At 74.2% G+C, this 7,586-nt stretch carries 11 protein-coding genes; 6 read left to right on the top strand and 5 right to left on the bottom strand.

Annotated elements, in window-relative coordinates; all coding sequences use genetic code 11:
• From AEQ27_RS00080 to AEQ27_RS00060, 5 genes are all read left to right on the top strand, one after another.
• A partial coding sequence (locus tag AEQ27_RS00080) for an SDR family NAD(P)-dependent oxidoreductase (RefSeq protein WP_054144836.1) occupies positions 1-901 on the top strand: 901 nt, incomplete at its 5' end.
• A 56-nt stretch (positions 902-957) separates the two neighbouring features.
• Complete coding sequence (locus AEQ27_RS00075) at positions 958-1,557, top strand: TetR/AcrR family transcriptional regulator (protein ID WP_082383092.1); 600 nt, start codon at positions 958-960, stop codon at positions 1,555-1,557.
• A 186-nt stretch (positions 1,558-1,743) separates the two neighbouring features.
• Positions 1,744-1,944 (top strand): type II toxin-antitoxin system VapB family antitoxin, encoded by a 201-nt coding sequence (locus AEQ27_RS17565; RefSeq protein WP_369813566.1) that lies wholly within the window; start codon positions 1,744-1,746, stop codon positions 1,942-1,944.
• Positions 1,941-2,429, top strand: coding sequence for a PIN domain-containing protein (locus tag AEQ27_RS00065; protein ID WP_054144834.1), 489 nt, complete (start codon positions 1,941-1,943; stop codon positions 2,427-2,429). Before AEQ27_RS17565 ends, AEQ27_RS00065 begins: the two co-directional genes overlap by 4 nt.
• 182 nt (positions 2,430-2,611) lie before the next feature.
• The gene (locus AEQ27_RS00060) at positions 2,612-3,115 is read left to right on the top strand and encodes a hypothetical protein (protein WP_054144833.1); all 504 of its coding nucleotides are present in this window, start codon (positions 2,612-2,614) and stop codon (positions 3,113-3,115) included.
• On the opposite strand, the gene AEQ27_RS00055 is transcribed toward AEQ27_RS00060, so the two are convergent.
• Positions 3,102-4,109: a LuxR C-terminal-related transcriptional regulator gene (locus AEQ27_RS00055; RefSeq protein ID WP_054144832.1), complete on the bottom strand. Its 1,008-nt coding sequence runs from the start codon at positions 4,107-4,109 to the stop codon at positions 3,102-3,104. The two genes, AEQ27_RS00060 and AEQ27_RS00055, sit on opposite strands and share 14 nt — an antisense overlap.
• 192 nt (positions 4,110-4,301) lie before the next feature.
• Here AEQ27_RS00055 and AEQ27_RS00050 point away from each other — a divergent pair, with 192 nt between their 5' ends.
• On the top strand, positions 4,302-4,652 hold the full coding sequence (locus tag AEQ27_RS00050; RefSeq protein WP_152970055.1) for a hypothetical protein: 351 nt from the start codon (positions 4,302-4,304) through the stop codon (positions 4,650-4,652).
• Between the two features lie 53 nt (positions 4,653-4,705).
• Here the strand turns inward: AEQ27_RS00050 and AEQ27_RS00045 are convergent, their stop codons facing one another.
• The 4 genes from AEQ27_RS00045 to AEQ27_RS00030 all read right to left on the bottom strand — a co-directional run bounded on the left by AEQ27_RS00045 (position 4,706) and on the right by AEQ27_RS00030 (position 7,345).
• Positions 4,706-5,002, bottom strand: coding sequence for a hypothetical protein (locus tag AEQ27_RS00045; protein WP_054144830.1), 297 nt, complete (start codon positions 5,000-5,002; stop codon positions 4,706-4,708).
• A gap of 193 nt (positions 5,003-5,195) precedes the next feature.
• The gene (locus AEQ27_RS00040) at positions 5,196-5,969 is read right to left on the bottom strand and encodes an NAD(P)-dependent oxidoreductase (RefSeq protein ID WP_054144829.1); all 774 of its coding nucleotides are present in this window, start codon (positions 5,967-5,969) and stop codon (positions 5,196-5,198) included.
• Positions 5,970-6,005: 36 nt separating this feature from the next.
• Positions 6,006-6,749, bottom strand: coding sequence for an IclR family transcriptional regulator (locus AEQ27_RS00035; protein WP_054144838.1), 744 nt, complete (start codon positions 6,747-6,749; stop codon positions 6,006-6,008).
• Positions 6,750-6,760: 11 nt separating this feature from the next.
• Positions 6,761-7,345 (bottom strand): RraA family protein, encoded by a 585-nt coding sequence (locus AEQ27_RS00030; RefSeq protein ID WP_235450916.1) that lies wholly within the window; start codon positions 7,343-7,345, stop codon positions 6,761-6,763.
• Between the last annotated feature and the right edge of the window lie 241 nt (positions 7,346-7,586).

Raw genomic sequence — 7,586 nt, 5'->3', positions numbered from 1 at the left:
GGCCCCGGTCCGCGGTCTGCCGCTGCAGCAGCTGGTCGCGATGAGCCAGGGGCAGGTGCCGCAGGAGCTCGTCGACGGCCTGGTGCTGCAGGTCAACGGCGGCGTCGTGCCCGACGAGACGATCGAGGCCGACGGCCCGTGGCGCGAGACGATCACGCCCGGCCGGTTCGCGGGCACGACCGTGGTCGTCACGGGTGCGGCGTCCGGCATCGGCCGCGCGACCGCGTCCCGCGTGGCCCGCGAAGGCGGCCGCGTCGTCGCCGTCGACCTCGTCGCCGACAAGCTGGAGGCGCTGGTCGCCTCCCTGCCCGACGGCGACGTGGTCACCGTGGCCGGCGACATCACGAAGCAGGACGACATCGACGCGATCGTCGCGGCCGCCGGCGACCGCATCGACGCCCTGGCGAACATCGCGGGCATCAACGACGACTTCTCGCCCCTGCACGAGACGAGCGACGCGATGTGGGACCGCGTCATCGGCATCAACCTGACCGGCGGGTTCAAGCTGTCGCGCGCCGTGATCCCCGTGATGCTCGGGGCCGGTCGCGGCTCGATCGTGAACGTCGCCTCCGAGGCGGGGCTGCGCGGCAACGCGTCGGGCAACGCCTACACGGTGTCGAAGCACGGCGTCGTCGGGCTGACCAAGTCGGCGGCCTTCATGTACGCGCAGCAGGGCATCCGGGTGAACGCGGTGGCGCCGGGCGGCGTCGCGACGGGCATCCCCTTCCCGGCGAACGTGTCCGAGGCGGGGTCGGCGCGGCTGCGTCCGTTCCAGGCGGCGATCCCGACGATCGCGACGGCCGAGGAACTCGCGGCGTCGATCACCTTCCTGTTGAGCGACGACGCGGTGAACGTGAACGGCGCCATCCTGGCGAGCGACGGCGGCTGGTCGGTCCAGTAGGGCCGGACCATCCGCAGCGAGGCCGGGTGGGGCGGGACGTGCACGAGGATGGACCGGTGACCACCGCACGCCCCACCCGCCCCGGCCGCGCCCGCAGCGAGGCCGCCCGCCTGGCGATCCTCGACGCGACCCGCGACGAACTGGCCGAGCGCGGCTACGACAAGCTCTCGCTCGACCGCATCGCGGCGGCGGCGGGGGTCGGCAAGGCGACGATCTACCGCTGGTACCCGGCGAAGGCGGCGCTGGTGGCCGAGGGCATGCTCACGGGACATCTGCTGCCCCACCTCGAGGTGGCCGACACGGGCGACGTGCGTGGGGACGTGCTCGACTGGCTCCGCGCCTCCTTCTCGGCCTTCGCCTCGCCCGCGGCGGGCGGGTTGATCCGGGCGTCGATCGCGGCGACCGCCGAGGACGCCTCCGTCGCCCAGCACTACGACGAACGCGTCACCTCGGTCACGCGGGCGGCGCTTCGCGACCGCCTCGAGTCCGGGAGGCGCGCGCGGCAGATCCGGGACGACGCGCCCCTCGACGCCCTGGTCGAGTCGCTGATCGGCACGGTCCTGCTGCACGTCGTGACCCGGCGCGACCCCGGGGACGCCGCACTCGAGGCCACCGTCGAGCTGTTGTTCGACGGCGTCGCGGCACGGACGGCCTGACGGGTCGCCGCCCGCCCGTCGCCTCGTCCTCAGACATGCGTCGAACGCGTCGTAGGGAGGCGGCCTGTGGAGATGCACCTCCGACACTCGGAGTCGCGAGAGCGTCGTCGCATGATCGATGCGCCTGACACCGCGAGCATGAGCATATAGACTTGATGGATCGAGCATATGGAGGTTGCTGTGGCGATGACGAGCGTGGACGTGGACACCGAGCTGTTGGCAGCCGCCAAGGGCATCCTCGGCGTGAGGACGACGAAGGACGCCATCAACCAGGCACTCGGCGACATCGTGAAACGGCAGCTGCAGCTCGAGGCCTTGGCCACGTTGAGTGGGATCGAGGGCGGCGGCGAGCCGCAGCGGGGGGCCCCGGGGACGACGGACGCGTGAGCAGCGGCCCTGCCGGGCCCCACCTCTCCGAGCCCGACCCGCCCCACGCGCCGATGCGGCGGCCTCGCTTCATCATCGACAACTCGGCGTGGCAGCGGGTCGCCACCGAACCGGTGGTCCGTGCAGCGATCGAGGCGATCATCCGGACGACCGCGCCGGACGACATCCTCATCTGCCCGCCTGTCGCGGCTGAATACGGCTTCAGCGCTCGCAGCCTCGAGGACCACTCCGCGATCGTCCTGACGCTGGCGGGCGCCTTCTCGGACTGCCGAATGCATCCGGAGGTGCGAGACGTGGCGGCCATCCGATCCGCTCTCGTCGCCGCTCACATGGGCCGGGCAGCAGGCGCCGTCGACGTCCTCATCGCCGCCTACGCAGTCGTGAACCGGGCCACCGTCGTGCACTACGACCGGGATTTCCCCCACATCGCCCGCGCCTACCCCGATCTCCGGCAGCGGTGGGTGGTGGCCGAGGGCAGCCTCTGAGCAGTTCGCCGATACTCCTGCGTCGGCACGTCAGGGCCCGACGTTGGTCACCCGACCAACGTCGACCCCGAACGCGTGCGTCGTGCCGTCGCCGGCCGCAGGATCGTTCTCGCAAGGCAGTTCCACTCGACAACACGAAGCACCGCAACTCGAACTCCTACGACAACGAAAGAGGACGAATCATGAGCAAGCTGAAGTCGAAGACCGCGACCCTCCTCGCCACCGCCGCCGTGAGCGGCATCGCCATCACCGGGCTGAGCGGTTTCGCCGCCGCCCCCGCGCAGGCCGAGACCACCGCGCCCGCCTCGCCCGAGTCGAGCACGGGCAGCCCGATCACGGGCAGCGTCACCCTCGACCCGGTGGCGATCGTCGGGGCGATCAGCGCCGCCGTCAACGACCAGGGCGACCGCGAGGGAGCGGTCAAGGCCGCCCTCGACGTGGGCTACTACAACGCGGGCAACCCCGAGCGCCTGACCGTCGCCGTGGTCAACAAGAACCAGGACATCACGGTCGAGGGCGCCATCGCCGACGCCCAGCCCATCGACATCAAGGGCGGCAGCTACGTCATCTACTGGTTCGACGGTCCCGGCAAGGTCACCAACAACGGTGACGGCGGCTACCTGAACTGGGGCGTGTTCGGCAACAACGTCAAGACGGACAACGTCATCAGCGTCAACGGCGGCTGACCCCTCCACGGCCCCGCCAGCCCGCCCCGCCGGCCCCACCCGACGCCGGGGCGGGGTCCCGCGGGCGCGACCCGGCCGACGGCAGTTCAGGAGGGGCGGGTCGGGTCGGTGCCTCGACCGCCCGCGGTCCGCCCCGTCGTCGGTCGCGTCGCACGATGCGTGACCGGATGACGCCCTTGACGAACGCGACCGAGACGAGCGCCGTGCGGTTCGGGGCGCGCCAGGTCCGCATGAGGCGCGCGAGGGGCCAGGCCACGGCCTGACGGCTGTACGCCGTCTCACGGGCGATCTCGGCGTTCGACAGCCCGTAGGCGGTCAGCGTGAGCATCTGCCGTTCGACGTCGTCGAGGTCGGGGGCGGCGGCCACGAGGGCGAGCGCGACGTCGGGCCCCGGGGCCGCAGGGGGGGGCGGGGCGCCGCCCGCGCCTCCTGGTCCCCCGCCCGGCGGGGGGGCGGCGAGACGGGGCCGGTGCCGCGCCCACTCCTCGGCCCAGCAGGTGCCCAGCTCGTGGGCGACCTGCGCGGCGCGGGCCATCGCGAGGACGAGCGTCCCGGCCTGCCCGCCGGACGCCGAGTGCATGACGAGCGAGAAGATGCGCAGGGCCGGCAGGGCGCCGCGCAGGACGACGGCCAGGTCGACGTCGGGGCAGGTCGCACTGCGGCGGGCGACGGCACGCAGCTCGTCGAGGCACGAGGCCGACACCGGACGACCGTGGTCGACCGCGGCGAGCGCCGGAGCGAGCACGATGGGCACGATCTCGGCGTACCGGTCGCGCAGCCACGACCGGCCGGACGGGCCGACGTCCTCGAGTGAGCAGTCGAGCAACAGCTCTCGGAACTCGTCCTGGCGGGCGTCGAGTCGCAACCCGAGGGGCTGGCCCGCACGCATGACCGCCGCCGGGCGGGGCGCGGGGGCCTCACCCCGCTCGGTCAACGTCTCACCCCCGGTCGCGGCGCCGGCGCCGCGGCCGGGTCGGTCCCGCGTGGCGGGCACGCCCCCGAGCCTAGGAGCGCCGGCGTCGCAGCACAGTCGGCGTGCTGGCCGACGCCGGTGTCCCCCGGCGCCCCCGTTGTCGCGGGGCCGTGGGGCCGGCGGGCCGCCGGGCGGCCGGGCCGACCGGACGGGGCGGACCCAGGCGCGGCGGGTTAGCCTCGACGGCATCCCTGCCCCGCGACGGAGGTCCGCATGCGAATGGACGACGGCACGCCGGACGAACCGGTGAGCCCACCCGACGACGACCTCGAGACCTGGTCGGACGAGGCCCACCGTGAACTCGAGCTGCTGGTCGCCCGTGACCGCGAGGTCGAGCTGGCCCGGCGGCACGAGGCCGAGCGCATCGCCCGGCTCGACCGCGCCGCGCGCCTCGAGCAGGACCGTCGCCGCCGCGAGGCCGAGCTGCCACCCGAGCTGCGCGACGCCGACGACGAGCCCTACGACGGCGGCCCGCGACGACGACTCGTCATGGGGTCGTCGAAGGTGCTCGCGGCGGTGGCCCTTCTGGCGGCGGTCGCCGTCGCGGTGACCGGGTTCCTGTAGGCCGACCCGCGCCTCCTGGGTTCATGGGTGGCCGACGGCCCGGGCGACGCCCGTCAGACGGCGAGCAGGGCGATGCCGACGACGGCCGTCACCGAGAGCTGCTCGCCGAGCAGCAGGACGGCGAGGCCGGCGCTGACGGCGGGGCCCGTGCCGCGGGCCGTCGCGTAGACGGTGGAGAGGGCACCGGCCGCGTAGCCGCGCTGCAGCACGGTCATGTAGACGACGTGCAGCACGGCCGAGACACCGGCCCCGACTGCAAGTCCGCCGGCGCTCGCGCCGAGGCCGCCGGTGAACGGAACGATCGGCAGCCAGAGCACGGCGCTGGCGACGGCGCCCGTCCGTGGCGCCACTCGGACCAGTCGGATCGTGGGACCCCGGAACCCTAGGCGCTGTCGTGGCGAGCGTAGGGGCGGCGGGTGTCCGGTAGGTGAACCAGGGTCGGCGGCGAAGAACCCGGTTCCGAACGATGCACCCGGAAGCTTCGGGGTTCATCGTTCGGAACCGGGTTCGAGGGCGACAGCGGCGGCGGCCTCCTGCGCGGACTCAGGCGGCGTCGTCACCCGCCAGCCGACGCAGCACACGGCCCGAGGCCGCGGACATCTCGGCCTCGACGCCGAGGGTCGCGAGGTGCTCGACGACGGAGTCCATCTCGTGGGCGCGTCGCACCGCGTGCTTGCGGCTGCCGGCGACGTAGCGCTCGATCTTCGCGTCGGCGTCGCCCGAGAGCTGCGCCGCGATCTGGGCGTGCACCCACTCCTCGCAGCCGGCGGCCCGACCCGCCTCGAGGGCCTCGACCACCGTCGTCGCGAGGCTCTTCATCATCACGCTGCGCAGCAGCTTGCGCGAGGTCGCCTCGCCCGCGGGGCCGTCGACCGTCTCGACGTCGGCTCCGAGCGACCGCAGGAAGCTCGCGACGTCCGACGCGGCCGACCCGCTGACCATCGTCTCGGTCGCCGCCCCCTTGCTCGGCACCGGCCCGAGGACGGCGACGTCGGCGAAACGCCCGCCCGCGGCCTCGACGACCGTGCCGACCTCGCGCATGACCTCCGGGGAGGCGGTGGTGAAGTCGGCCCAGATCGCCCCGTCCGAGAGGTGGGGCGCTTCCGCCGTCGCGATGCGGCCGCTCAGCGACGCTCCCGTGAGCACGACGACGAGCTCGGACGCCGCCACGACCTCGGCGGCCGTCTCGAGTCGGCGGACGCCGTCCGGCGTGGTGGGTGCCGCGGGGTCGAACCCCGTGACGTCGTGACCGGCGGCCGCCGTGGCCTCCGCGTAGATGTGCCCGGCTTCGCCGAGGCCGATGAATCCGACTCGCATGGTGTTCCTCTCGCCGCGAGTCTGGCGACCCGCGTGTCAGCGCCCGATCGCCTGCGCGGCCCGGCGGAGTTCAGGGGCCCGATCGACGAGCTCCTGTCGTGTGTTGAGTTCTGCCGGCCCCGAGGCCGACACCGAGGCCACGACGTCGCCGTCGGGCCCGAAGACCGGGACGCTGACCGCGGCCACGTCCCGGTCGCGTTCGGCGATCGAGACGTGGAAGCCGTCGGCGCGGATGACCTCGAGCGACCGGCGGAGGTCGTCCGCCGAGACCGGCGTGCCGTTCGCGTCCCGCAGCTCGGCGGACGAGGCGACCAGCGCCTCCTGCTCGTCCGGCGGCATGTGCGCCAGGATCGTGCGTCCGGCCCCGACCGTCAGCGGCAACCGGCGGCCGATCGGCAACTGGTAGCGCAACGGGTCGGCACCGTCGACGCGTGAGCTGAGCACACGCTCGTCGCCGGACCGCACGTAGAGCGACGAGGTCAGACCCGTCGTGACCGACAGCTGCTGCAGGTGCGGTCGCGTCCGGTTGCTGAGCGGATCGCTCACGATGAACGCGTGCGCCATGCCGAGGGCGGCGACGCCGAGGCGGTAGTCGCCCCCGACGTGCTGCACGAGGCCCCGCCGCTGCAGCACCCCCACGATGCGCAGCACCGTCGCGGCGCTCAGGCCGCTGCCCTTGCTGAGGTCGACCAACCGCATCGGCCCCTGGGCCCTCTCGAGCAGTTCGAGGACGTCGAGTGCACGTTCGACGCTGCGGACGGTGGGCTGGGGGTCTGCCATGCCGACCATTCTCACCCGGACACGATGCGCCTCCGGGTCTCGGTCTCGTCGGCGTGCTTCGCCTCGGCTCGCGCGAGCACGGCGTCGGCCTCGTCGGCGGGCACCCCGGCGACGCCGCCCGAGGCGCCGGGCGCGCCGTCGCCTGGGGGCACGCCGACCCCGCCGATCGCCACGGGGCGGCCGAGGCGGAAGGGGCCGTTGCGATGGGGACCGGCCGGGGAGGCGCCGGCCGCGAAGGCGGGGAAGCGCAGCTCCTCGAGGTCGTCGACGTCGCGGACGGCCCCGTCGACCACCATGCCGACGCAGCCGGCCTTGCGCAGCCGCTCGGCGATCAGCTCGCCGATGAGCGCGCGGTCGGTGACGCCGTGGCCGTTGACGACCAGCACCTGGCCGGGCCGGAGCTGCCCGATCGCCTCGTGGATGCCGGCGTTGGCGCACCCGGCCCCCTCCACCGTGAAGGCCGGGCCGGCGACGCGGGCGCCGCGCCAGACGGCACGGATCGACGAGTCGACGACGCCGGGGCGGTCCATGGGGTCGCCGGCGTTGGCGACGGGCAGCGCCGCGAAGCGGTCGAGCGGTGTGCGGGGGTCGGTCACGGGGTCTCCGATGGTCGTGGTGGCGGTGGGTGACGGGGTCGGGGCGGACGGGCCGGACCCGCCGGCCGGGGCGGTCATCCCCCGCTCGGCTTCCAGCCGTGGGCGTAGGACAGCAGCCGGGTCCAGATGCCCAGGGCGGCGGCGACGCCCAACGCGAAGGGGCGGAGGGCCGCCCCGGCGGGCCGGGGCGGGGCGGGGGCCGGGCCGCGCCCCGCCACCCGCCGGGTGCGGGCGGACGCGG

It is taken from the genome of Frigoribacterium sp. RIT-PI-h, assembly GCF_001297205.1.
GTDB lineage: Bacteria > Actinomycetota > Actinomycetes > Actinomycetales > Microbacteriaceae > Frigoribacterium.
Note: the sequence above shows the minus strand (reverse complement) of the source record. Positions and strands in the feature narration are given on the sequence as shown.